The organism is Castellaniella sp. (genome assembly GCF_034007085.1).
GTDB lineage: Bacteria > Pseudomonadota > Gammaproteobacteria > Burkholderiales > Burkholderiaceae_B > Castellaniella.
The window spans coordinates 21,054-42,443 of sequence record NZ_JAVERO010000003.1 but is presented as its reverse complement, the minus strand read 5'-3'; the positions used below and the strand labels follow the sequence as shown (position 1 = coordinate 42,443).

At 65.1% G+C, this 21,390-nt stretch carries 17 protein-coding genes; 7 read left to right on the top strand and 10 right to left on the bottom strand.

The window, feature by feature from the left end; translation table 11 throughout:
- Nucleotides 1-50: 50 nt before the first annotated feature.
- The 6 genes from ilvB (at nucleotide 51) to RBR29_RS00785 (ending at nucleotide 5,927) form a co-directional block, all read left to right on the top strand.
- Entirely contained in the window at nucleotides 51-1,820 is a 1,770-nt protein-coding gene (gene ilvB / locus RBR29_RS00810; protein WP_320346279.1) for a biosynthetic-type acetolactate synthase large subunit, read from the top strand.
- 297 nt (nucleotides 1,821-2,117) lie between these two features.
- Nucleotides 2,118-2,363 (top strand): type II toxin-antitoxin system Phd/YefM family antitoxin, encoded by a 246-nt coding sequence (locus RBR29_RS00805; protein WP_320346277.1) that lies wholly within the window; start codon nucleotides 2,118-2,120, stop codon nucleotides 2,361-2,363.
- Nucleotides 2,360-2,815 (top strand): PIN domain-containing protein, encoded by a 456-nt coding sequence (locus RBR29_RS00800; protein ID WP_320346275.1) that lies wholly within the window; start codon nucleotides 2,360-2,362, stop codon nucleotides 2,813-2,815. Before RBR29_RS00805 ends, RBR29_RS00800 begins: the two co-directional genes overlap by 4 nt.
- A 404-nt stretch (nucleotides 2,816-3,219) precedes the next feature.
- Entirely contained in the window at nucleotides 3,220-4,146 is a 927-nt protein-coding gene (locus RBR29_RS00795) for a TRAP transporter substrate-binding protein (RefSeq protein WP_320346296.1), read from the top strand.
- 4 nt (nucleotides 4,147-4,150) lie between these two features.
- Entirely contained in the window at nucleotides 4,151-4,639 is a 489-nt protein-coding gene (locus tag RBR29_RS00790; RefSeq protein WP_320346273.1) for a TRAP transporter small permease, read from the top strand.
- Between the two features lie 10 nt (nucleotides 4,640-4,649).
- Entirely contained in the window at nucleotides 4,650-5,927 is a 1,278-nt protein-coding gene (locus RBR29_RS00785) for a TRAP transporter large permease subunit (RefSeq protein WP_320346271.1), read from the top strand.
- Between the two features lie 77 nt (nucleotides 5,928-6,004).
- Here the strand turns inward: RBR29_RS00785 and RBR29_RS00780 are convergent, their stop codons facing one another.
- The 10 genes from RBR29_RS00780 to RBR29_RS00735 all read right to left on the bottom strand — a co-directional run bounded on the left by RBR29_RS00780 (nucleotide 6,005) and on the right by RBR29_RS00735 (nucleotide 20,190).
- On the bottom strand, nucleotides 6,005-7,318 hold the full coding sequence (locus RBR29_RS00780; protein WP_320346269.1) for a short-chain fatty acid transporter: 1,314 nt from the start codon (nucleotides 7,316-7,318) through the stop codon (nucleotides 6,005-6,007).
- A 138-nt stretch (nucleotides 7,319-7,456) separates the two neighbouring features.
- Nucleotides 7,457-10,081 carry a DNA topoisomerase III gene (locus tag RBR29_RS00775; protein WP_320346267.1) on the bottom strand — a complete coding sequence of 875 codons (2,625 nt, stop codon included), beginning with the start codon at nucleotides 10,079-10,081 and terminating at the stop codon, nucleotides 7,457-7,459.
- 219 nt (nucleotides 10,082-10,300) lie between these two features.
- Entirely contained in the window at nucleotides 10,301-11,179 is an 879-nt protein-coding gene (gluQRS, locus tag RBR29_RS00770; RefSeq protein WP_320346266.1) for a tRNA glutamyl-Q(34) synthetase GluQRS, read from the bottom strand.
- 30 nt (nucleotides 11,180-11,209) lie between these two features.
- Nucleotides 11,210-11,677: a DUF494 domain-containing protein gene (locus tag RBR29_RS00765; protein WP_320346265.1), complete on the bottom strand. Its 468-nt coding sequence runs from the start codon at nucleotides 11,675-11,677 to the stop codon at nucleotides 11,210-11,212.
- A 121-nt stretch (nucleotides 11,678-11,798) separates the two neighbouring features.
- Complete coding sequence (locus RBR29_RS00760) at nucleotides 11,799-13,817, bottom strand: acetyl/propionyl/methylcrotonyl-CoA carboxylase subunit alpha (RefSeq protein ID WP_320346263.1); 2,019 nt, start codon at nucleotides 13,815-13,817, stop codon at nucleotides 11,799-11,801.
- 10 nt (nucleotides 13,818-13,827) lie between these two features.
- Nucleotides 13,828-15,429: a carboxyl transferase domain-containing protein gene (locus tag RBR29_RS00755; protein ID WP_320346261.1), complete on the bottom strand. Its 1,602-nt coding sequence runs from the start codon at nucleotides 15,427-15,429 to the stop codon at nucleotides 13,828-13,830.
- Between the two features lie 117 nt (nucleotides 15,430-15,546).
- Nucleotides 15,547-16,728: an acetyl-CoA C-acyltransferase gene (locus tag RBR29_RS00750; protein ID WP_320346259.1), complete on the bottom strand. Its 1,182-nt coding sequence runs from the start codon at nucleotides 16,726-16,728 to the stop codon at nucleotides 15,547-15,549.
- A 51-nt stretch (nucleotides 16,729-16,779) separates the two neighbouring features.
- A complete protein-coding gene (aceK, locus tag RBR29_RS00745) occupies nucleotides 16,780-18,606 on the bottom strand; it encodes a bifunctional isocitrate dehydrogenase kinase/phosphatase (protein ID WP_320346258.1) in 1,827 nt (608 codons plus the stop codon).
- 8 nt (nucleotides 18,607-18,614) lie between these two features.
- Complete coding sequence (locus RBR29_RS00740; protein WP_320346256.1) at nucleotides 18,615-19,793, bottom strand: isovaleryl-CoA dehydrogenase; 1,179 nt, start codon at nucleotides 19,791-19,793, stop codon at nucleotides 18,615-18,617.
- Between the two features lie 10 nt (nucleotides 19,794-19,803).
- Nucleotides 19,804-20,190, bottom strand: coding sequence for a MerR family DNA-binding transcriptional regulator (locus tag RBR29_RS00735; protein WP_320346254.1), 387 nt, complete (start codon nucleotides 20,188-20,190; stop codon nucleotides 19,804-19,806).
- Between the two features lie 121 nt (nucleotides 20,191-20,311).
- Here RBR29_RS00735 and RBR29_RS00730 point away from each other — a divergent pair, with 121 nt between their 5' ends.
- Nucleotides 20,312-21,388 carry an MBL fold metallo-hydrolase gene (locus RBR29_RS00730; protein ID WP_320346252.1) on the top strand — a complete coding sequence of 359 codons (1,077 nt, stop codon included), beginning with the start codon at nucleotides 20,312-20,314 and terminating at the stop codon, nucleotides 21,386-21,388.
- The last annotated feature ends 2 nt before the right edge of the window (nucleotides 21,389-21,390 follow it).

Here is a 21,390-nt window from a genome sequence, read left to right as displayed (position 1 = left end):
GTGCGAGAGGCGGTTGCGCCATCCCCGATCCTTACTCCAGGTGAATGCCCGTGAACGCTTCTGCCCCCGCCCATGCCGCCGCATCGGCCCCCGTCCTCGACCGCAAGGGTGCCGAGGTCCTGCTGGATACCTTGATTGCTCTGGGCGTGGACACGGTGTTCGGCTATCCGGGGGGCGCAGTGCTGCCGCTGTACGATGCCCTGTATGCCGAACCGCGCATCCGCCACATTCTGGTGCGCCACGAACAGGCGGCCATGCATGCCGCCGAAGGCTATGCGCGATCCACGGGCCGGCCCGGCGTGGTCTTTGTGACGTCGGGGCCGGGCATGGCCAACACCACCACGGGCCTGCTCGATGCGCTCTGCGATTCGGTCCCCGTGCTGTGCATCAGCGGCCAGGTGGCCACGGGCGCCATTGGCACCGATGCGTTCCAGGAATGCGATGCGGTCGGCATTTCGCGTCCGGTCACCAAATGGAACGCCCAGGTGCGTCGTGCCGAGGACATTGCCGACCTGGCGGCCAAGGCCCTGCGCCTGACGCAGGCCGGCCGCCCCGGGCCGGTGCTGCTGGATTTTCCCAAGGACCTGCAGATGGCCCGCGTGCCGCCGGAACATGCCGTCGCAGTCGCAGAACCCGAGGCTGCCACCGGCCCGTTGGCCCCGGTGACCGAGGCCGCGCTCAAGCGTGCCGCCGCCTTGATCGCGCGCGCCCGTCGCCCGGTGTTCTATGGCGGGGGCGGGCTGATCAATTCGGGCATCGATGCCTGCCATGCGTTCCGCAGCCTGGTGCAGGTGACCGGGGCGCCCTGCACCCTGACGCTGATGGGCCTGGGCGCCTATCCCGCGGGCGATGCGCAGTTCCTGGGCATGTTGGGCATGCACGGCACATTGCAGGCGAATCTGGCGATGCATCACGCGGATCTGATCGTCTGCGTGGGTGCGCGTTTCGATGACCGCATCACCGGCCGGCTGTCGGATTTCTGCCCGCACGCCGAAAAGATCCATCTGGACATCGATCCGGCTTCGATCGGCAAGGTCGTGCGCGCCGATGTGGCGCTGGTGGGCGACTGCTATCCGCTGCTGCGTGCCCTGCACAAGGAACTGGGTCAGCATCCGCTGGACCCCGGCCGCCTGGAAGAATGGTGGCAGCGCATTGCCGTCTGGCAGGCGCGTGACTGCCTGAAATTCCCGCCTTCGGATGCGTGCATCCTGCCCCAGGACCTGATGCAGCGCATCGACCGGCTGCTGGCCGGGCGCGATGCCATCGTATCTACCGATGTGGGGCAGCATCAGATGTGGGCGGCCCAGTACATCGGCATCGACCGGCCCAATCGCTGGCTGACCTCGGGCGGGGCGGGCACCATGGGCTACGGGTTGCCGGCCGCCATCGGTGCGCAGATCGCACATCCGGACAAGCCGGTGGTCTGCGTCAGTGGCGACGCATCCGTGCTGATGAACATCCAGGAACTGGCCACGGCCGTGCAGCACCGTGCGCCGGTCAAGTTGATCCTGTGCAACAACGGCCACATGGGCATGGTGCGCCAGTGGCAGGAATTGATCCACGAGGGCCGCTACAGCCACAGCTACAACGCTTCGATCCCGGATTTCGTGGCGCTGGCGGGCGCGTTTGGCTGGGGGGCGGCGCGGGTCGAGCATCCGCGCGACCTGGATGCCGCGCTGGATGCCTGCATGGCGCATGACGGCCCGTTCTTCCTGGACGTGGCGGTGGTGCCGCTGCAGAACTGCTTTCCGATGATGCCGGCCGGCTACGGGCACCAGCAAGTGATGCTGTCGGAAGATACCTGGTACGTGGAAGAATGAATGGCCGATGTTGGTGGGCTGCCGTCGAGTTCATTGCGCTGAGCCATCGACATCAGCACGGATTTGTCATACCTATCGGATCAAGGTATATCCCTCGTAGCAAAAACCGAGCTTCAGGTGAAATGCATAGGCCCCCGACGGGGCGGTGAGATCGTCATAGCATTGACCATGTCTTCCGGAATGCATCGGCGGTCTGCACGGCACAGTAGTCGGCAGCGTTGATCGCCGTCATCCCCGCTTGCGAAATGTCTCTTTTTCCCTTATTGTAGTTAATATAACTACTTACTGGGTGTTGCGATGGAAGAAGCCGTTTCCGCAGCGGATGCCAACCGCAAATTCTCTCTCATCCTGCGCAGCGTGCGTGAGGGGCACAGCTATGTCGTGACGAGTCACGGCAGGCCCGTTGCGCGTATCGTTCCCGCCGACAAGCGCGAAAGCGTGGTGTCCGGCGCACGCGCGGCGTTGCTGTCGCGCCTTGAACGCCAGCCCATCGTCAATACCGGGCGCTGGACACGCGACGAGCTTTATGAGGACGAGCGGTGAAGGTCGCGCTCGATACCAACATCCTTGCCTATGCGGAGGGCGTCAACGGCGTTGAGAAGCGCGACGTCGTCCTCGAACTGGTGCGTAACCTGCCGCAAGAGTCAGCCATCGTCCCCGTTCAGGTGCTTGGAGAACTGTTCAACGTTCTCACGCGCAAAGCTGGGCGGTCGCGGGCCGAAGCCCGCGAAGCCCTTCTGAGCTGGCGTGATACTTTTCCGGTTTTCGAAACCGCACCCAAGGTGATGTTGACGGCCGCCGACCTCGCCACCGACCACCATTTGAGCATCTGGGATGCGGTTATCCTCGCCGTTGCCGCGCAGGCCGGTTGCCGGTTGCTCCTGTCCGAAGATCTACAGGACGGCTTCACATGGGGCGGCGTAACGGTCGTGAATCCCTTCGCCTCTCCACGTCATGCGTTGCTGGAATCACTGCTGGGAGGAAACGGTGCATAGGATGCATAGGAAAAACCCGTCCTATTTACCGCTGCTGCTACGCTATTGAATAGTCCTGGTTTTTGAGGAGGCACCACTTTCGTGGTGGGCTGCCGTCGAGTTCATTGCGCCGCAGATCGGTTGCGTGCCGGCTACGCTGCTGGACTGGGGCAAGCGCAGCGAGGTCGATAGTGGCAGACGATGACGGCCCGTGCGATAACCCGCATCCTGGCAGGGTTGCCATTGCGACCCTGCCAGGGTTCATGTTAGAACACCAAGGCCTTGATGTTTTGTTGCATGGCCGTGACGGCGGATGGCGCCGAGTGGTGCGCGGGCTGGACAACGACGTGGTTGGATTCGGGAGACGACACATGTTCCAATGGAAGACATTGTCAGGATGGCTCGTGGCCGCAGTCCTGGCCAGCATGACGGTATCCGTGCCGGCGCTGGCGCAGACCACACTGAAGATGGCCTACGCGCTGTCCGAAAGTTCACACTATGGCGCGGGCGCCGCCGCCTTTGCCAAGTCCCTGGAAACCAGCGCACCGGACGTCAGGATCCAGCAGTTCCCCAACAGTGCGCTGGGTGGTGAACGCGAGGTCATCGAAGGCCTGCAACTGGGCACGATCGATCTGGCCATCGTGTCCACGGGGGCCACGTTGAATTTCGTGCCTCAGACCGGGGTGTTCGACATCCCTTTTCTGTTCCGTGACCTGGCCCATGCGCGCGCGGTCCTGGACAGCAAGATCGGCCAGGACATGCTGGCCGAATTTCCCAAGCGCGGCCTGGTGGCCCTGGCCTGGGGCGAACAGGGCTTTCGCCACTTGACCAACAACGTGCGGCCGGTGAAAGCACCCGCCGACATCAAGGGCCTGAAGATCCGCACGACGGAAAATCCGATCCACATCGCCGCCTTCAAGGAACTGGGCGTGCTGGCCACCCCCATGGCCTGGCCCGAGGTGGCGACCGCCCTGCAGCAGGGCACCATCGATGGCCAGGAAAATCCCCTGTCGGTGATCGTGTCGGTCAAGATGTGGCAGCTGCAGAAATACCTGTCGCTGACGGCGCACGTGTATGGGCCGGCACTGATTCTGATGGCGCCTGCCGTGTATGACGGCCTCGATGATGCCGCCAAGGAAAAATTCAAGCAGGCGGCCACTGCCGGCGTCCAGGCCATGCGGGCCTATGTTGATCAGGTCGAGCTGGATGGCATCGAAACCCTGAAAGCCAATGGCATGCAGGTCAATCCGGTGGACCATGCGGCCTTTGTCCAGGCGGTCCAGCCGGTCTATCCGCAGTACTACAAGCAGTTCGGCCAGGATCTGGTCGATGCCATCCGCAATACCCAGTAGGCCCATGCGCGTGCTCGGCCGGCTCGACCGGGGACTGGCCCGGTTGGTGTCCTGGGTCGCCCAGGGCCTGCTGTGGTCGGCTGTGGCTGCGGGGTTCTACCAGGTCCTGGCGCGCTTTGTCCTTGAATCCCCCTCGGCCTGGTCCGAGGCCTGGACGCGGGCCGCCATCATCTGGGCGGTGATGCTGGGGGTTGCCCTGGCGTTCCGCCAGGGCGCCATGCTGGGGGTGGACCTGCTGCACAACCTGCTTGCGCCGCGCTGGGCGCGGATGCTGGAACACCTGGTCCTGCTGATCGCCGTGGGCTTTCTGGGGTTCCTGGTCTGGATCGGGGCCGACATGACCTGGCGTGTGCGGTTCCAGACCACACCCAGCCTGGGGGTTTCCATTTCGTGGATCTACCTGGCCATCCCCGTAGGGGCCTTGCTGGCGCTGTTGGCCGCACTGGCCTGCTGGGCCGAAGGCCCGCGGCGCGCCCGCGTCGAAACCGTCTAGCGGCTGCATCATGTCGCAGTTGATGGTCATCTCCATGCTGTTGTTCTTCGGCCTGACTGTGCCGGTGGCCGTGTCGATCGGTCTGGCCGCCATGGCCGGGGTCGCGTTCGATGGCCACATGACCTGGCTGGTGATCGCGCAGCAGATCTACGCCGCGCTGGACAAATATCCGCTGGTGGCCGTGCCTTTTTTCATCCTGGCTGGCAACCTGATGGAAGAAGGCGGTATTTCCGAACGCATGGTCGAGTTCGCCAAGAGCGTGGTGGGCGGTGTGCAAGGGGGGCTGGCCTGCACCTGCGTGCTGACCTGCATGATTTTCGCGGCAGTGGCCGGATCCAGCGTGGCCACGACTTTTGCGGTGGGTGCCATCCTGATTCCCGCCATGGTCAGGCACGGTTATCCGGCGCCCTTCGCCGCCTCGCTGCAGGCGACGGCCGCCGAACTGGGCGTCATCATCCCGCCGTCCATCCCGATGATTCTGTATGCCGTGTCCACTGACACGTCGGTGGGCGAGGTCTTCATCGCAGGCATCGGGCCGGGCCTGTTGATCGTTGCCGCGCTGATGATCTATGTGTGGTGGTACGCACGCCGCAACGGCCTGGGACGGCACGATGGCGATGGCCGCCTGCCGGTCTGGATGGCCTTCAGGAAGGCCTGGTGGGCCTTGTTGATGCCGGTCATCATCCTGGGCGGGATCTATGGCGGCATCTTCACGCCGACCGAGGCCTCGGCCGTGGCGGTGGTGTATGCCCTGTTCGTGGGTATCTTCATCTATCGCCGGTTGACGCTTGCCACGCTGGGCCGCACGTTTCACCGTTCCGTGATTTCCACGGCGATCATCATGTTCATCATCGCCAACGCCGGGGTCTTTGGATTCCTGCTGAATCGCGCCGGGGTGCCGATGATGCTGGGCGAATGGCTCGGCCAGCTGTTCGGCAGTGAAATCTCGTTCCTGCTGGGGGTGAACATCGCCCTGTTCTGCATCGGCATGTTCATCGAGACGTCGGCGTCCATCGTGGTGCTGGCGCCTTTGCTACTGCCCGTGGCGGTGCAGTTCGGCATCGATCCGGCGCACTTTGGGGTCATCATGGTGGTGAATCTGGCCCTGGGCATGGTGACGCCGCCTTTCGGCGTGAACCTGTTTGCTGCCTGCACAGTCGCCCAGGTGCCCATCGAACGGCTGATCCGGCCCTTGCTGCCTTTTGTGGGCGTGGTGCTGGCCTGCCTGGTGATGATCACCTACTGGCCGGATCTGTCGCTGTATTTCCGCGACTTGGCGTATCGCTGATCCGTTTCAGGGCCTGGGGCCCCGTGATGGGGCTCCAGGCCGATACCTGAACCTTGGATGGCCGGATGCAGGCTGGATTACATCCAGGTCAGGCCGATGGAAATCAGGATGCCGGACACGAACAGCTGGATCAGGCAGAAGCCCATGATGTCCTTGGCCTTCAGGCCGGCGATCGCCAGCACGGGCAGCGCCCAGAAGGGTTGCAGCATATTGGTCCAGGCATCCCCCCAGGCCACGGCCATGGCCACGCGCGGCAGATCGGCGCCCAGCGCCTGGGCGGCGGAGATGACCACCGGGCTTTGCACGGCCCATTGACCGCCGCCAGAGGGCACAAAGATATTGACCAGGCCGGCGCTGATGAAAGTCCAGAATGGCAGTGTGGTGGCGCTGGAAAAGGACACGAACCAGGCCGACAGGCTGGCCGCCAGCCCGGAATCGATCATGATCGCCATGATGCCCGCATAGAAGGGGAACTGGATCACGATGCCGGCGCCGCCCCGGATGGCCTCGTCCAGGCTTTTGAGCAGGCGGCGCGGGGTGCCGTGCAGGATGATGGCCAGGAACAGGAAGGTGAAGTTGATCACGTTCAGGTTCAGGCCGGCGCCTCGCACGATGTAGTAGTCGAACAGATAGGCCAGGCCGCCGATGCCGATCAGCCAGGACAGCAGGCGGCTGGTTTCCAGCCGGTCGGCGGGCCGATCGGTCGTGTCGTGGCCTTCATCGGCGGGTGGGGTCAGCAGTTTCGGATCGACGTAGATGCTTTCCTGCTCGCTGGGCAGCATCAGGCGGTTGATCAGCGGCACGGCGATGAACAGCGCAATGACGATGGCCAGGTTATAAACCGAAAAAATGGTTTCCGAGGTGGGGATCACGCCCATCTTGGCGGCAGCGAAGTGGCCTTCGGTGGCGATGGTCAGGGGGATCGATCCCGCCAGGCCGCCATGCCAGACCAGAAAGCCGGAATAGGCGCTGGCCACCAGCAGGCGGTAGTCCACGCGCACCTGGCGGGCGAGTTCCTTGGCGAACAGGGCGCCCACCACCAGGCCAAAGCCCCAGTTGATCCAACTGGCGATCAGCGAGACCAGGGTGACCAGGATGATGGCGCCGCCCGCCGACTTGGCCAGCGAGGCCAGTGCGGTCAGCCAGCGTTTGACCAGCGGGGTGTTGGCCAGCATGTGGCCGGTGAGCAGCACCAGCAGCATCTGCATGGCAAAGGACAGCAGGCCCCAGAATCCGTTGCCCCACATGCGGGCGATTTCCATGGGAGTGCGTTGTTCGCCCAGCATGGCGGCCACGGCGGCGACCAGGGTCAGCAACAGCACGAAGATGTAGGGGTCGGGCAGATAGCGTTCTACCAGGCGCACTGAACTGCGGGTCAAGAGTCTGAACATGTCGGGGTAGTCTCCTCGGTAAGCAGGGTCATGAAGCACTCGAAGCAACGCATCAGGTCCGGGTAGGGCCTGGGCGTCGGGAAATGCCTGCACCGCCGGGTGTCCGCCTGTGCAGGCAACGCGACCGGGTTGGCGGGTCTAGAATGCCGGCTCGTCGTGCTCGGTCGCGGCGGCCTTTTTACGCGCAGCAGCGGTTTTTTTTGCGGCCGTTTTCGTGGCGCTCTTTGCCGCAGTCTTTGCGGCAGTCTTGCTGGCGGTCTTCGCGCTGGTCTTTGTAGCGGTCTTGGCGGTTTTCCTGGCGCCCGCCTTGGCCGGGCGCGGTTCGAATTCAAAGCCGACCTTGCCGTCGGCCTGGCGCACCAGGAAGGCCTTGAACTTGCGGTTGGTACGGCTGGAGACGAAGCCTTCGAGCAGATCGGTCTTGCCGGTGGCCAGCAGCTTGCTCATCTGCGCGGCAGGAATTTCCTGCTGCAGGATGACCTTGCCACTGCGGAAGTCGCAGGTTTTTTCCGGGCCGACAGCGCGTTCGCAGACGTAGTTCATGCCGTGCTCGAAGACGCGGCTGCCGCATTTGGGGCAGGCGCCCAGCGGGGTGTGGCCGGAAAAATCCACGGGTTCGGCGTCGTCTTCGTCGCGCTGGCCGAAGTCGAATTCCAGCTTGTATTCGTCGGTGATGCGCAGCACGGCGGCAAAGGGCCTGCCCATCTTGCTGATGAAACCGGTCAATGGGCCCAGCGTGCGCTGGGCCAGCAGTTCTTCGACCTCGGCGATTTCGAAGGTGCGTCCGCCCGGGTGCTTGCCGATGGAAAAATCACAGGCCGTGCAGGCATAGCGACGGTAGTTTTCCTTGACCACGCTGCCGCATTTCGGGCAGGGGGTCTGCAGGGTGGCATAGTCGCCGGGCACGGTGTCGCGTTCGTATTCCTTGGCACGCTTGACGATCACCTGGGTCATCTGGGCGATTTCGCGCATGAAGGATTCGCGGTCCAGCTGGCGCTGTTCGATCAGTTTCAGCTGGTGTTCCCATTCGCCGGTGAGTTCCGGCGAGGTCAGCTCATTGACCCCCAGGCCCGACAGCAGGGTCATCAGCTGGCGCGCCTTGGCGCTGGGCACCAGATCGCGGCCTTCGCGGCGCAGGTAGGTTTCGTTGATCAGGCCTTCGATGATGGCCGCGCGGGTCGCCGGGGTGCCCAGGCCGCGTTCTGACATGGCCTCGCGCAGGGCCTCGTCGTCCACCAGCTTGCCGGCGCCTTCCATGGCCGACAGCAGCGTGGCTTCGTTGAAGCGCGCCGGCGGCTTGGTGGCCAGGCCGCGCATTTCGATGTCTTCGGTGCGCACGTGTTCGCCGTCGGCCACGGGCACCAGCGATGCGTTGTCTTCCTGGGCGTCGCGGCCGTAGATGGCCAGCCAGCCGGGGGACACCAGCACCTTGCCTTCGGTCTTGAAGTGGTGGCCCGAGACCTGGGTGATGCGGGTCGTGACACGGAATTCGGCGGCGGGAAAAAAGACCGCCAGGAAACGGCGCGCCACCAGTTCGTAGATTTTGTATTCAGCGTCGCTGAGTTCGCGCGGCACCTGCAGCGTGGGGATGATGGCGAAGTGATCGGAAATCTTTTTGTCGTCGAAGACCCGCCGGTTGGGCTTGACCCAGCCTTGCTGCACGACCTGAGCGGCGTGGGGTTTGACCGAGCGGGCGACGTTCGAATCACTGTCGGCCAGCACCTGCATGGTCTGCTGCACGGTGCCGACGTAATCCTGGGGCAGGTAGCGTGAATCGGTACGCGGGTAGGTCAGGGCCTTGTGGCGTTCGTACAGCGATTGGGCCAGGGACAGCGTAGTCTTGGCCGAAAAGCCGAAGCGCGAATTGGCCTCGCGCTGCAGCGTGGTCAGATCGAACAGGGCCGGGGACAGCTGCGTGCTGGGCTTGGATTCCTCGGTCACGCTGCCGGGCTGTTCGCGGCAGGCGGCGACGATGCTCTGGGCCGCCGTTGCGGACCACAGGCGCGAATCGCGGGCATCGGGGTCCTGTTCGTTCTTCTTGAAACCGGGGTCGAACCAACGGCCTTCGTACAGGCCGGCGGCGGCGACGAAAGTGGCGTGGACTTCCCAGTAATCGCGCGACACGAAATTGCGGATGAGTTCCTCGCGTTTCATCACGATCGCCAGTGTGGGCGTCTGGACGCGGCCCACCGGGGTCTTGAAGAAACCGCCGTCCTTGCTGTTGAAGGCCGTCATGGCACGGGTGCCGTTGATGCCGACCAGCCAGTCGGCCTCGGCGCGGGAACGGGCGGCGGCTTCCAGGGGTTTCATGGCCTCGTCGTCGCGCAGATTGGCGAACGCATCCCGGATGGCGGCCTGCGTCATGGATCGCAGCCACAGGCGTTGAAGGGGTTTTTTCACCCCGGAATACTGGATGATGTAGCGAAAGATCAGTTCGCCTTCGCGGCCCGCGTCACAGGCGTTGATGACGGCACCGACGTCCTTGCGCTTGAGCAGTTTGACCAGCAGCTTCAGCCGCTCGGCGGAGCGTTTGTCGGTCGGCCCCAGTTCGAACCGGGGCGGGATCACGGGCAGGTGGGCGAAACTCCATTTGCCGCGCACCGGGTCGTTGGGGGCCACCAGCGTGAGCAGGTGGCCGACACTGGAGGACAGTACGTACTGCTCGCTTTCGAAGTAGTCGCCTTCCCGGGTGAAGCCGCCCAGTGCCCGGGAAATGTCCAGAGCGACCGAGGGTTTTTCGGCAATGATCAGAGTCTTGGTCATGTGGTTCCAGTGGTGGCCGTTCTGCGACCACGATAGCGCGGATCATACGAGTGGGCACCTTAGCATGCAAGTCGCAACGCCCCGGCAGGGGCGCGCGCCACGGGCCTGACGGCGCTGCTGGTGTGCTCCGGAAGCAGGGCTTCGGGTATTTTCCGGTTTTTGTGGGTCCAATATATCAAACGGGCCCTGGTGTCCGAGGCCGTCGCCCGATCTGGCGCTTCAGCCGGGTGGTGGCATGATCCCGAAGCGCCGTGCCCAGCGTGCCGTGGCTTCGGACCAGAAGTCCTGCCGTGTGGCCGCAGCCGGTTCGGGGAACCCCAGGGCCTGCCAGGCGGCTTGCAGGCAGTCCAGGGGGCGCGAGACATCCAGCGCGGGTGCATGGTTCTGTTTGGACAGCTTGCGGCCGGTGCTGTCCAGGACCAGTGGCACGTGCAGGACGCGGGGCAGGGGCAGGCCCAGGGCGCGGGCCAGCTGCCGCTGGCGCGCCGTGGAATCCAGCAGGTCGGCGCCGCGCACTACATCCGTGATGCCCTGGTCGCCGTCGTCGACGACCACGACCAACTGGTAGGCCCACAGACCGTCTGCACGGCGGATGATGAAATCCCCCACTTCGGCCGCCACGTCCTGGGATTGGGGGCCCAGCCAGCGGTCGGAGAAGATCTCCACCCCAGGTTCGACGAGAAAGCGCCAGCTGCGGATCGGGCGCTTTCCCGTGCCCGCTGGCGGCCGGCAGATGCCGGGGTACGGGCCAGGCGGCAGTTCCCGCCGCATGCAGGCGCAACCGTAGACGCGCCCGGCATCCCGCAGCCGGGCGAATGCGCGTTCGTACAGGGGATGGCGAGCCGTCTGCCGGACCGGGGCTTCGTCCCAGTGCATGCCCAGCGCTTCGAGTTGTCCCAGGATGACGCGCTCGGCGCCGGCCACGGTGCGGGGCTCGTCGATGTCTTCGATGCGCAGCAGCCAGCGGCCCCGGTGCGCCCGGGCATCCAGATAGCTGGCCAGGGCGGCGACCAGCGAACCCGCGTGCAGGGGGCCGCTGGGGCTGGGCGCGAAGCGGCCCACATAGGGGCGGGGATCGGATGTGTTCGGGGTGGGCACGCGGATGTCCTGGCCAGGGGCGGACAGTCCCTAGTGTGACAGCCGGTCTGCGTCGTCGGTCAGCAGTTCCTCGAAGACCAGGTGGTCGACTTCGGCCTCCTGGCTCCAGAGGACCATCAGCGCGAGCACCTTGATTTCGGCCAGGGACAGGGGGGAATGATCCGCTGCCTGGGCCGCCTCGATCAGGATTTCGCGCAGGACCGGGGGCAGGCTGCCGGAATGTTCCAGAAAACTGATGAAGCCGATGGCCTCCGTGCCCAGGGCCGCATATTCCGTATCGGTGTAGATGCGCGCGGCGTCGCGCCGCGTGTCGCGCATGACGGCCAGCGGCAGGCAGCGTTCGGTGGTGCGGGCCAGGCCGCGCAGCCAGTTCAGCGCATCGTCGATGTCTTCGTGTTCGAATCCGGCGGCTGCCAGCTTGCTGGCCAGGACTTCGGCGCGCGGACAGGCCTGGGGTGTGTAGTAGTTTTCGAACAGATAGACCAGAATGTCGTACATGGCGCTCGTGGGATGGTTGCCATGCCAGTTTACCGGATTCCTCTGGAAACGCATCCGTCCCGCGCCGCCAGAAGTGCGGCGCGGGACGGCCTGGGTTGGCCAGGGGCGAATGGCCCTGTGGTCAGTCGGATGCGGCGGCTTGCAGGTCGATCAGCGTCACGCCTTCGGTCACCTGGTCGCCGACTGCATAGAAGACCTCGCGGACTGTGCCATCGTGGGGCGCTTCGATGGTGTGTTCCATTTTCATGGCTTCCATGACGATCAGGGGCGTGCCACGCGTCACGATGTCGCCTGCCGCCACGGCGACCGACAGGATCTTGCCCGGCATCGGAGCGCTCAATCCGCCGGCGGCGTCATCGGCGCTGGCGGTCGCCAGGGCGAGTGGGTCGCGCCATTCCAGGGTCTGGCGTCGGCCATCCGCGAAAATGTCCAGCCGCGAGCCGTCGCGGTGGACGTCGCCGCGGATCTCCGAGTCGCCCAGGCGGATGCGGACCTGGGTCGGATGGTGGCCTTCGGCTTGCCAGTGGAAAGCCTGTGCCGGGCCTGCATCCACCGCCAGGGTCCAGTGCCGACCGTCGCGGTGTACGCGCACGGCGCGTTCGTTGCCGGCGTCCTGCAGGGTCAGGGTGCGTTCGTAGCGACCGCCGATGCGCCAGCCGTCGGCTTGGCGCCAGGGATCGGTACCCGCTGTGGCATCGGGGTGAGCCAGTCCGTCGTCGTGCAGCAGCGCTGCGGCAGCCAGGGCCAGGGCGGTATCTGCGCAGTCCTGGGGTGCGGGGAACAGGCGGTCATGCTCGCGTTCGATCAGGCCGGTGTCCAGGTCGGCGGCGGCAAAGGCCGGATCGTCCATCAGGCGGCCCAGAAAGGCGATATTGGTCTGCACGCCGGTGCAGCGTACCGCACCCAGTGCGCGCAGCATCCGCTGGCGGGCTTGTTCACGGTCTTGGCCGTGGACGATCAGCTTGGCGATCATCGGATCGTAGTGCGGGGAAATCGTGTCGCCTTCGCGCACGCCGCCATCCACGCGCACGGGACCGGCTTGAAAGACGACATGCGGCGGCCAGTGCAGGGCATGCAGGCGGCCGATGCTGGGCAGGAAGTCCTTGTCCGGGTTTTCGGCGTAGATGCGGGCTTCCAGGGCGTGTCCTTGAATGCGCAGCTGGTCCTGGCGCAGCGGCAGCGGCTGGCCGGCTGCCACGCGCAGCTGCCATTCGACCAGATCCTGGCCGGTGATGGCTTCGGTGACCGGATGTTCGACCTGCAACCGGGTGTTCATTTCCATGAAGTAGAAGCGTCCGTCGGGTTCGGCGATGAATTCCACCGTGCCGGCGCCGACGTAGCCGACGGCCTGGGCGGCGGCCACGGCAGCCCGGCCCATGGCTGCGCGGCGTTCCGGCGTCATGCCGGGCGCCGGGGCTTCTTCGATGACCTTCTGGTGGCGTCGCTGCACCGAGCAATCGCGTTCGAACAGGTGTACGCATTGGCCATGCGTGTCGGCGAAGACCTGGATTTCGATGTGGCGCGGCTTGGTCAGGTAGCGTTCGACCAGGACCTGGGGGTTGCCGAAACTGCCAGCGGCCTCGCGCTGGCAGGACGCCAGGGCGGCCGGGAATTCGGCGTCGGTGTGGACGATGCGCATGCCCTTGCCGCCGCCGCCCGCGCTGGCCTTGATGAGCACGGGGTAGCCGATGGCGCGGGCCTGTTCCTGCAGGAAATCGGCTTCCTGGCGTTCGCCGTGGTAGCCCGGCACCAGGGGCACGTCGGCGCCCGACATCAGGGTCTTGGCGGCGGATTTGCTGCCCATGGCGGCGATGGCGTCTGCCGGCGGCCCGACGAAGACCAGGCCGGCGTCGGCGCAGGCGCGCGCAAAGTCGGCGTTTTCGGACAGGAAACCGTAGCCCGGATGGATGGCCTGGGCGCCCGTGCGACGGGCGGCATCCAGGATGGCGTCGGCGCGCAGGTAGCTGGCGGCGGGTTCCGGGCCGCCGATGTGTACGGCCCGGTCACAGGCGTGGACATGGCGGGCGTCGGCGTCGGCATCGGAATAGACGGCGACGGTCCGGATGCCCATGCGGCGGGCCGTGGCGGCGATGCGGCAGGCGATCTCGCCCCGGTTCGCGATCAGGAGAGTGTCGAACATGGTGGTTTCCTTACATTCTGAACACGCCGAAGCGGGTGGCTTCGGCCGGGGCGTGGCGCGCGGCGGCCAGGCCCAGGCCCAGCACCCGCCGGGTATCCGACGGCGCAATGATGCCGTCGTCCCAGAGCCGCGCGGTGGAATAGTAGGGATGGCCCTCGTGTTCGTACTGGGCGCGGATGGGCGCCTTGAAGGCTTCTTCTTCTGCGGTGGACCAGGCGCCGCCCTTGCGTTCGATGCTGTCGCGCCGCACGGTGGCCAGGACACTGGCGGCCTGTTCCCCGCCCATGACCGAGATGCGTGCGTTGGGCCACAGGAACAGCAGGCGCGGGCCGAAGGCGCGGCCACACATGCCGTAGTTGCCCGCGCCGAAGGAACCGCCGATCAGCACGGTGAATTTCGGCACCGAGGCGGTGGATACCGCCGTGACCATTTTCGCGCCGTGGCGGGCGATGCCTTCGTTTTCGTACTTGCGGCCTACCATGAAACCGCTGATGTTCTGCAGAAAGACCAGGGGGATGTTCCGTTGGCAGCACAGTTCGATGAAGTGCGTGCCTTTCTGGGCGGCCTCGGAAAACAGAATGCCGTTATTGGCGATGATGCCCACCGGCATGCCGTAGATCCGTGCGAAGCCGGTGACCAGGGTGGTGCCGAACCGCGCCTTGAATTCCTCGAAATCGGATCCGTCCACGATGCGGGCGATGACTTCGCGCACGTCGTAGGGCTTGCGCGTGTCCTGGGGGATGATGCCGTCCAGTTCGGCCGGGTCGTACACGGGCTCGGTCCAGGGCGCGCCACCGGGCGGGATGGGCCGGTTCAGCCGGGCCATTGCGTCGCGCGCCAGCCGCAGTGCGTGCGTGTCGTTTTCGGCCAGGTGATCGGCCACGCCCGACAAGCGGGTGTGCACGTCGCCGCCGCCCAGGTCTTCTGCAGAGACTTCCTCGCCGGTGGCGGCCTTGACCAGCGGCGGTCCGCCCAGAAAGATCGTGCCCTGGTTGCGCACGATGATGGATTCGTCGCTCATGGCGGGCACGTAGGCCCCTCCGGCGGTGCAGGACCCCATCACCACGGCCAGTTGCGCGATGCCCATGGACGACATGACCGCCTGGTTGTAGAAGATGCGTCCGAAGTGGTCGCGGTCGGGAAAGACCTCGTCCTGGTTGGGCAGGTTGGCACCGCCTGAATCGACCAGGTAAATGCAGGGCAGGTGGTTCTGCTGGGCGATTTCCTGGGCGCGCAGGTGTTTCTTGACCGTCAGCGGGTAATAGGTGCCGCCCTTGACCGTGGCGTCATTGCAGACGATCACGCATTCGGTGCCACCTACTCGGCCGATGCCGGTGATCAGGCCCGCGCCGGGCGAGGCATTGTCGTAGACGTCGAGTGCCGCCAGCGGAGACAGTTCCAGGAAGGGCGTGCCGGGGTCGAGCAGGCGTTCGACCCGTTCTCGTGGCAGCAGCTTGCCGCGCGCCAGATGCCGTGCGCGGGCGGCATCGTCGCCGCCCTGCGCCGTGTGGGCGATGCGTTCGCGCAGATCGTCGACCAGCGCCCGCATGGTGCGGGCGTTGTCCTGGAATTCCTGGGATCGTGGGTTGATGCGGGACTCGATGACCGGCATGTCGGTTCCTGGAAGTAAAGAGAAAGACCAGCGAGAGCGCTGCGATCCGCCAGGCACCGGACAGCCTTTGCAGACTGTTCGGCGCCTGGACGCATTCCGTGGGGCGTACTGCAGGCGTTACAGCATCTCGATGGCCAGGGCCACGGCTTCGCCGCCGCCGATGCACAGCGAGGCAATACCACGTTTGCCGCCGGTCTTGCGCAGGGCACCGATCAGCGTGGTCAACAAGCGCGCGCCGGAAGCGCCGATGGGATGGCCCAGGGCTGTGGCGCCGCCATGGATATTGACCCGATCATGCGGGAGATTCAGGTCGGCCATGGCTGCCATGGTCACCACGGCGAAGGCCTCGTTGATTTCGTACAGATCGACATCGCCGGCTTTCCAGCCGGTCTTGTCGAACAGTTTCTGGATCGCGCCAACGGGGGCTGTGGTGAACCACTCTGGTTCATGCGAGAACTGGGTATGCGCGACGATGCGCGCCAGGGGCGTGGCGCCGAGTGCCTGGGCCTTGGATGCACTCATCACGACCAGAGCGGACGCGCCGTCGGAGATCGAGGATGCATTGGCGGCCGTGATCGTGCCATCCTTTTTGAAGGCCGGGCGAAGCGTCGGGATCTTTTCCGGCATGGCCTTGAGCGGTGCTTCGTCCGTGTCGATCACGGTGTCGCCCTTGCGGCCCTTGACCGTGACGGGGGTGATTTCCCACTTGAAGCTGCCGTCCTCGATGGCCTGGCGTGCGCGGCGCAGGGATTCGAGCGAGAACGCATCCTGCTGTTCGCGCGTGAAGCTGTACTTTGCTGCGCAGTCTTCGGCAAACACACCCATGGCGGTGCCGCGCTGGTAGGCGTCTTCCAGGCCGTCCATGGCCATGTGATCGTAGACCGTGGAATGGCCGTAGCGGTAGCCCTGGCGGCCCTTGAGCAGCAGGTAGGGGGCGTTGCTCATGCTTTCCTGGCCACCGGCCACCACCACGTCGGCAGAGCCGGCCTTGATGATGTCGTGGGCCAGCATGACGGCCTTCAGGCCCGATCCGCAGACCTTGTGCAGCGTGCTGCAGGCCACGCTTTTCGGCAGACCGGCGCCCAGGGCCGCCTGCCGGGCGGGCGCCTGGCCCTGGCCCGCCTGCAGCACGTTGCCCATGATGACTTCCTGGACGGCGTCGCCGGCGATGCCTGCGCGTTCGACGGCCGCCTTGATCGCGACAGCGCCCAGTTCGTGCGCGGCCAGGCCGGACAGGCTGCCCAGCATGCCTCCCATGGGGGTACGGGCGGCGGATACGATGACGATGGATTCGGACATAGTGAAGCTCCTTTTTAAGGGGGTAGCCCTAGATTCGCTCCGGGCAGGCCGTCAGTGGCCGTCCGGTGGCTGCAGCCTGCGGGCCTGGTCATAGGGGAAGATGTCCTCGATGCGACCCTGGGCGGCGCGCGTGCGGCAGTCCTGCCACCATTGTGCATCCAAAAGCGGTGCGTGGTGCTTGAGGAAAGCGGCTCGTACCCGAGGGTCTCCCAGCAGGAAACGTTCGAACTCCTCGGGGAAGACATCGTTGGCGCCCACCGGGTACCAGGGTTCGCCGGACAGTTCGGCTTCTTCGTTGGGGGCGGGCGGAATGCGGCGGAACTGCATTTCCGTCATGCGCTGGATTTCATCGTAGTCATAGAAGACCACGCGACCCAGCCGGGTGACGCCGAAGTTCTTGTACAGCATGTCGCCCGGGAAGATGTTGGCGGCGGCCAGTTCCCGGATGGCCTGGCCGTATTGTTGTACGGCGGCCTCCAGGGCGGCATCCGATGCATTGGCCAGGAAGATGTTCAACGGCGTCATGCGGCGTTCGATGTAGACGTGGCGCAGCACCACCAGATCGCCGGTTTCTTCGAGCAGGCTGGGGACCTCGCGGCGCAGGCCTTCGAGCAGGCGCGGCGAGAACCGGCTGCGCGGCAGGGCGACCAGGGAATATTCCCAGGTGTCGGCCATGCGTCCGACGCGGTCATGTTTCTTGACCATCTGGTATTTGCGCCGTACGGTGGCTTCATCCATGCCGTCCTTGGCAATGCGGTCGCGGATCAGCTTGAACACATAGGGATAGGAAGGCAGCGTGAACACCGTCATCACCATACCCTCGATCCCCGGTGCATAGTCGAAGGCATCCCGTGAATGGGACAGATGATGCAGGAAGTCGCGATAGAACAGGGTCTTACCCTGTTTCTGCAGACCGATGGTCGTGTAGATCTCGGCCTTGGGCTTGCGCGGGAACAGCGAAGACAGGAAATCCACATAGGCTGCCGGGGCTTCCATGTCGACCAGGAAATAGGCGCGCGTGAAGCTGAACAGCGTGCTCAGGTCGTCGCTGGTGTGCAGCAGGGCGTCGAACCGGATGTGGCCCGAAGGCGTGTGCAGCAGCGCGACGGCAAATGGATGGATGGTGGTCTGGTTGATCAGGCGGCCGACGATATAGGCGCCCTTGTTGCGAAAGAACAGGGTGTTGAGCACCTGGATCTGGCAATCGGGCGCCAGCCGTCGGCCCAGGCCACGCGGCAGGGTGTGGCGCAGGTGGCGCAAACCCATGCGGGCCATGCGCCTCACGTCTGCTGGCAGGTCGTGGTAGGGCGCGGCCAGGCCGTAGTCGGCCGCCATGCGGGTCAGGCTGGGCAGCAGGCCTTCGGTCAGCGGGTAGTAGGCCCGGTAGGACGGATGTTCGCCGTCGATGTAATCGGTCGCCACTGCAGGGCGCACGAACAGGAAATCGTTGTTGAAGTAATTGCGGTGCAGGATGCGGCAGGATACCGAGTTGAAGAAGGTCTCTGCGCATTCGGGCTGGCGGTGACCGGCCAGCAGCCCGATGTAGCTGGTCTTGGCCGCCTGCCAGAATTCGATCTGTTCACTGCTCAGCGCCGTGTCCGGCGCCGCCTGGGCGCGGGTGGTGTTGCGCAAGGCCTGGTCCAGGGCGGCGGCGCATTCGCGCACCCGGGTGTCGTAGTATTCGATGCGCTCGCGCGAGAGCTGCTGGATGCCGTGCCAGTCGCCCGACTCGAACAGCGACTTGGCCCGCTGCGCGCTGTAGCGGAACAAAGCATAGTGGCGGTCGAACCCGGCCAGGATCATGCGCGCCACGGCCTCCGGGGATTGCCCCCGGGGCGGGACGGGTTCAATGCGGCGGTGGTCGCCAGTATCGTCCATGGCGTGGCTCAGGCCGTTTCGTTGAACAGTTCGCGGCCGATCAGCATGCGGCGGATTTCGCTGGTGCCCGCGCCGATTTCATAGAGCTTGGCGTCGCGCCACAGGCGGCCGGTGGGGTAGTCGTTGATGTAACCGTTGCCGCCCAGGATCTGGATGCCTTCGCCGGCCATCCAGGTGGCTTTCTCGGCGCAATACAGGATGACGCCGGCGCAGTCCTTGCGCACCTGGCGGGCGTGGCCGGATCCCAGGCTGTCCAGGTTCTTGCCGACCGTGTAGCAATAGGCGCGGCAGGCCTGCAGGGTCGTGTAGAGATCGGCCAGCTTGCCCTGGATCAGCTGGAACTCGCCGATGGACTGGCCGAACTGCTTGCGTTCATGCACATAGGGCACGACCACGTCCATCACCGCCTGCATGATGCCCAGGGGGCCGGCCGCCAGCACGGCGCGTTCATAGTCCAGGCCGCTCATCAGGACCTTGACGCCGCCGTCGACTTCGCCGAGCACGTTTTCGGCCGGGACTTCGCAGTCCTGGAACACCAGTTCGCCGGTGTGCGAGCCGCGCATGCCCAGCTTGTCGAGTTTTTGCGCCACGGAAAATCCGGGGAAGGACTTTTCGATGATGAAGGCGGTGATGCCGCGCTGGTGGGCTTCGGGCGTGGTCTTGGCGTAGACCACCAGGGTGTCGGCATCCGGGCCGTTGGTGATCCACATCTTGGTGCCATTGAGCACATAGCGGTCGCCCTTTCTTTCGGCACGCAGGCGCATGCTGACGACGTCCGATCCCGCGCCGGGTTCGCTCATGGCCAGAGCGCCGATCTGTTCGCCCGAGATCAGGCCAGGCAGGTATTTCTGTTTCTGGGCTTCGGTGCCATTGCGATGGATCTGGTTGACGCACAGATTGGAGTGCGCCCCGTAGGACAGGGCGATGGCCGCGCTGGCGCGCGAGATTTCCTCCATGGCGATCATGTGCGCCAGGTATCCCAGGTTGGCGCCACCATAGGTTTCGGCCACCGTGATGCCCAGCAGGCCCAGGTCGCCGAACTTGCGCCACAAGTCCATGGGAAATTGATCGTCGCGGTCGGCGGCAGCCGCACGCGGGGCGATTTCGGTTTGAGCGAAGTTGCGGACCGCTTCGCGCAGCATGTCGAGGTCGGATCCGAGGTCGAAGTTCAGGCCAGGCAGGTTCATGGACGGGCTCCTAGGGGTGGCGGGCCGCCAGCAATGCCTCGCAATCGGCTTGCTGGCGACGGAGTTCTTTCAGGGTCTCGTCCAGGTCGCGCCGCTGCTGTTCGAGCTTTTCGCGGTGGCTGGCGAGGACTTCGGCGTATTGACGCAGCTGCGCGTCATTGCTGGCGCTGCTGCGGTCGTACAGATCGATCAGGGTGACGATTTCGGACAGTTGCAATCCCAGGCGTCGGCCGCGCAGGGCCAGTTTGAGCCGCGTGCGGTCGCGCGCGGCGTAGACGCGGTTGCGGCCTGCGCGCGTCGGGCTGACGATGCCCTGGTCTTCGTAGAAGCGGATCGTGCGTGGCGTGATGCCGAATTCTCGGGCCAGATCGGAAATGGTCCAGGTGGTTTGGCTCATGGGTCGTTCGTGGCCTGAATCAAGGATGGCGGAATCAGCCGTCATTATGACTGACGTTTACGTCAACGTAAAGAAAAAATTCTGACATAATGCTCGGGGACTTCCCTGAAGGAGACACGGAATGAACCCGTTGGAAAACGAACTGGACTATCCCTGGGGCGATGCATTGCCCGAACCTGGCCATGCGCGTGACGTGGCCGATGGCGTGCGCTGGATCCGCATGCCGCTGCCTTTCGCGCTGGACCACATCAATCTGTGGCTGTTGCGCGACCGCATCGATGGTCGCGAGGGCTGGACGGTCGTGGATTGCGGCATCGATCGGGCCGAGGTCCGGGACTGCTGGGAAGCCGTGTTCAAGCAGGCGCTGGACGGCCTGCCGGTACTGCGCGTGCTGGTCACGCACATGCATCCGGACCATGTCGGACTGGCCCATTGGTTGTGCGCCCGTTGGCAAGTGCCACTGTGGATGTCCATGACCGACTACGCACTGGCCCGGCAGTGGGCGGGGACTTCTGTGTCCGACTCCTCGGTCGAGGGCAGCGGCCCGGCCGGCGGCGCGGCCGTGCGGCACTTCGCCCGCCATGGCCTGGTCGATCCCCAGGCGCAGGACCTGATCCGTGCGCGCCATGACTACTACACCCGCCTGGTGCCTGACGTGCCGCCCCGTTTCCATCGTCTGATGCACGGCCAGGCAGTGCCCATCGGTGGCCGCAACTGGCAGGTCATCGTCGGCTATGGGCATGCGCCCGAGCATGTCTCGCTGTGGTGTCCGGATCCGGGGGTGCTGATTTCGGGCGATATGGTGCTGCCGCGCATTTCCACCAACGTCAGTGTGTTCGATCTGGAACCCGAGGCCGATCCCCTGCGCTTGTATCTGGATTCGCTGTCCGCCTACGATGCCCTGCCCGAGGACGTTCTGGTGTTGCCGTCCCATGGCCGGCCTTTCCTGGGCCTGCATCAGCGCGTCGCCCAGCAGCGGGCGCACCATGCCGAACGCCTGGCCGAGGTCCTGGCCGCCTGTGACCAGCCGCGCAGCGCCCATGATCTGCTGCCTGTGCTGTTTCATCGCAAGCTCGACCTGCACCAGCTGTCCTTTGCCATGGGGGAATCCATCGCTCATCTGCACGCCCTATACTTCCAGGGAAAATTGCGGCGCAGCCTGGGCGAGGACGGGGTGTACCGCTTTCAACGTGTGTAAGA

Coding starts and splice junctions, on each gene's coding strand:
- RBR29_RS00805 (WP_320346277.1), top strand. CDS start 2,118: ATGGAAGAAGCCGTTTCCGCAGCGGATGCCAACCGCAAATTCTCTCTC.
- RBR29_RS00795 (WP_320346296.1), top strand. CDS start 3,220: ATGACGGTATCCGTGCCGGCGCTGGCGCAGACCACACTGAAGATGGCC.
- RBR29_RS00790 (WP_320346273.1), top strand. CDS start 4,151: ATGCGCGTGCTCGGCCGGCTCGACCGGGGACTGGCCCGGTTGGTGTCC.
- RBR29_RS00785 (WP_320346271.1), top strand. CDS start 4,650: ATGTCGCAGTTGATGGTCATCTCCATGCTGTTGTTCTTCGGCCTGACT.
- RBR29_RS00780 (WP_320346269.1), bottom strand. CDS start 7,318: ATGTTCAGACTCTTGACCCGCAGTTCAGTGCGCCTGGTAGAACGCTAT.
- RBR29_RS00775 (WP_320346267.1), bottom strand. CDS start 10,081: ATGACCAAGACTCTGATCATTGCCGAAAAACCCTCGGTCGCTCTGGAC.
- RBR29_RS00765 (WP_320346265.1), bottom strand. CDS start 11,677: ATGTACGACATTCTGGTCTATCTGTTCGAAAACTACTACACACCCCAG.
- RBR29_RS00760 (WP_320346263.1), bottom strand. CDS start 13,817: ATGTTCGACACTCTCCTGATCGCGAACCGGGGCGAGATCGCCTGCCGC.
- RBR29_RS00755 (WP_320346261.1), bottom strand. CDS start 15,429: ATGCCGGTCATCGAGTCCCGCATCAACCCACGATCCCAGGAATTCCAG.
- RBR29_RS00750 (WP_320346259.1), bottom strand. CDS start 16,728: ATGTCCGAATCCATCGTCATCGTATCCGCCGCCCGTACCCCCATGGGA.
- aceK (WP_320346258.1), bottom strand. CDS start 18,606: ATGGACGATACTGGCGACCACCGCCGCATTGAACCCGTCCCGCCCCGG.
- RBR29_RS00740 (WP_320346256.1), bottom strand. CDS start 19,793: ATGAACCTGCCTGGCCTGAACTTCGACCTCGGATCCGACCTCGACATG.
- RBR29_RS00735 (WP_320346254.1), bottom strand. CDS start 20,190: ATGAGCCAAACCACCTGGACCATTTCCGATCTGGCCCGAGAATTCGGC.
- RBR29_RS00730 (WP_320346252.1), top strand. CDS start 20,312: ATGAACCCGTTGGAAAACGAACTGGACTATCCCTGGGGCGATGCATTG.